We start from the raw sequence: 2,698 nt of genomic DNA, 5'->3' as shown, positions 1-2,698 counted from the left end.
GCCGCCGTTGTCCACCGAGCCGGCGCCGGGGGTCATGGCGATGACCTCGGCGACCTTGGTGATGCCCATGGCGTCGATCTGCTCGCCGGTGATGGCGGTCATCGCGATCGGCACGTCGATCTGCCGCTCGTCGCGCTTGCGGGCGGTGACCTTCACCGCGCCCAGGTTGGTGGCTTCGCCCTGCGGCGGCGTGGCCGGTTCGTCGGCGAGCGCCGGGACGGCGATCAGGGTGGCCAGGCACAGCAGGATGCCCTGGCTCAGGCGGGTGCGGGGGGAAGGTGTCCTGCGTACGGCGCGTGGAAGGGAGTTCACGGTTGCGGTCCTCGTCTCGTCATCGGGATGGCACAGGACGGTCATTGCCCTGTAACTTCCTCTACGAACGAGGAGACGCTTCCGGAAATGTTTCGCCTGCAATCTTTCCGCGGTGCAGGGGCATTTCAGTTTTGCCCTCCTGCTTCGTATAAGCAGATATGGACGGCCGCAAACATTCCCTGATGGGCGAACCCGACGACTTCCGCACCGACGCCGCCGCGCCGCCGTCCGGGGCCGAGGCGCTGGTACGCAATTTCAACAAGGCATTGATCCGCTCGCTGCAGCAGCGGCTGGGCTCGTACGAGGATGCCCGCGACATCGCCCAGGAAGCCTATGCGCGGCTGCTCAACCTCGGCCAGGAACAGACCGCCAGCTACCACCGCGCGCTGCTGTTCAAGATCGCGCAGAACCTTGCCACCGACATGCTGCGGCGCCGGGCGTATACCGAACTGCCGGAGCCGGACGACCTGGGGCTGTGGCCGGACCCGGCCTCGGACCCGGAGCGCTCGCTGCGCGCGACGCGGATACTGGAGCAGCTGCCGGCGCTGCTGGCGGAACTGCCGCCCAACTGCGCCGAAGCCTTCCGCCTGGTGCGTTTCAGGCAATACAGTTTCAGGGAGGCGGCCGAACGGCTCGGGGTCACCGAGCGCATGGTGAGGATCTATCTGGCCAAGGCGTTGGCGCTGTGCCAGTCGCGGCTGGACGGGATCGGGGAGGAAGGACGATGAACAACCAGGATGGACTTTCCCGCCAGCGCATCGTCGAGCAGGCTGCCGAGTGGGTCGTGCGGCTGCAGGACGAGGATCTTTCCTACGAACAGATCGAGCAGTGGAACCAGTGGATGGAGGCCTCCGCCGAGCATGCGCGCGCCTTCGATGACGTCAGCCTGATGTGGCAGGCCGCCGCGCGGCTGCCGGAAGACCTGCTGCCGCCCTCGCGGCTGGCGCGGGGCGAGGGCGCTGCCGGCGCCATGCAGGCGCGTGCGCGGCCGTCCGTCGCGCCGCGCGCGGGGCGACGGCGGTGGCTGCGATGGGCCGCCGCGGCCGCGGTCGCCTGCGTGGGCCTCGGCCTGGGCGCGGTGCGCCTGTTCGAGCGTGAGGGCGGCGCGGCTGCCGACGCGGTGCAGGTCTACGCCACCGCCCGGGGCGAACTGGGGCACTACGTGCTTGCCGACCGCTCGCAGGTCGATCTGGGGCCGGGTAGCCAGCTGCGCGTGCAGATCGGCCCGGCGCGGCGGCAGCTGGAACTGGTCGCCGGGCAGGCGTACTTCTCCGTCGCGCGGGACGCCGCGCGTCCCTTCGAGGTGCGCGCCGGCGGCCTGATCGCGCAGGCGCTGGGCACACGCTTCGCGGTCGAGCAGCGCGCCTCGGGCGTCGCCGTCACGGTGACCGAGGGGCATGTGCAGGTCAACGATCTCTCCCCCGATACCGGCGGGCGCAGGACGGTGCAGCTCGTCGCCGGGCAGAAGACCGCGCTCGGCGCCGGCGGCGGCCTGAGCGCGCCGCATGCCGTCGATGCGCGCGATGCCCTGGCCTGGATGGACGGCAGCGTGGTGTATGCCGGCGAACCGCTGGGCAACGTCATCGCCGACCTGAACCGCTATTCGCCCATACCGGTGGCGCTGGGCGATGGTGCGCTGGCGGGCCGCCCGGTGACCGGGCGCTGGTCGACCGGCGACGTCGATGCCTGGCTGGAGGGAATGGCCAGGGCGTTCTCGCTGGACGTGGTGCGGTCGCCGGACCGCATCGTGCTGGAGCGGCGCGCCGGGGAGACCGGACGATGACGCGGCACCCGCGGCGGGAGTAGGAGGCACGGCATCGGCCACTGGAGCGGACAACGCGGAGCGGTGACCGCCTGGCGCCGGAGGCTTCTGGCGTCGCTGGGCCTGTGCGGCTGCGGCGTTGCGCTTGCCGCGCCGGGCGAACCGTCCGCGGCGATGGAGTTCGATATCGCCGGGCAGGCGCTGGACGCGGCGTTGATCGATTTTTCCCGGCAATCGCGGATGCAGGTGTTTTCCAGCTGCGTGGGGCGGCAGAAGGTCGCGCCGGTACGCGGATACCTGGAGCCGCGGCAGGCGCTGGAGCGGCTGCTGGCCGGCTCCGGATGCACATACAGCGTGCATGGCGCCGATGCGGTCAGCATCCAGCCGCAGGCGGCCGTGCCCGGCGTGGACAGGCTGCCGGCGGTGCAACGGACCGCCGACATGCCGACGGTGCTGAGCATGGTCGGCATGCGCGTCACCGCCCGCAAGCGCGACGAACGGCAGATCGACGTGCCGATCGCGATGACCGCCATCACCGGCGAGCAGATCGACGCCATGGGCATCACCAAGGTCGCCGAGGTCATCGCCATGACCCCCGGCGCCGGTTCGGTGGACAACGGCATG

General features: G+C 70.9%; 3 protein-coding genes and 1 pseudogene. 3 read left to right on the top strand and 1 reads right to left on the bottom strand.

Annotation, left to right across the window (positions count from 1 at the left end; translation table 11 throughout):
- A pseudogene (locus AC06FP_RS16790) lies at window positions 1–312 on the bottom strand (hypothetical protein); the annotation flags it as partial.
- A gap of 182 nt (window positions 313–494) precedes the next feature.
- Between AC06FP_RS16790 and AC06FP_RS16785 the strand changes: the two are divergent.
- The 3 genes from AC06FP_RS16785 to AC06FP_RS16775 form a co-directional block, all read left to right on the top strand.
- On the top strand, window positions 495–1,040 hold the full coding sequence (locus tag AC06FP_RS16785) for an RNA polymerase sigma factor (RefSeq protein ID WP_456116623.1): 546 nt from the start codon (window positions 495–497) through the stop codon (window positions 1,038–1,040).
- Entirely contained in the window at window positions 1,037–2,095 is a 1,059-nt protein-coding gene (locus tag AC06FP_RS16780) for a FecR family protein (protein ID WP_478076329.1), read from the top strand. Before AC06FP_RS16785 ends, AC06FP_RS16780 begins: the two co-directional genes overlap by 4 nt.
- Window positions 2,096–2,248: 153 nt before the next feature.
- Window positions 2,249–2,698 (top strand): hypothetical protein (locus AC06FP_RS16775; RefSeq protein ID WP_478076328.1); only part of this gene is annotated, 450 nt, incomplete at its 3' end.

The organism is Stenotrophomonas sp. Steno-Z2 (assembly GCF_056393235.1).
Note: the sequence above shows the minus strand (reverse complement) of the source record. Positions and strands in the feature narration are given on the sequence as shown.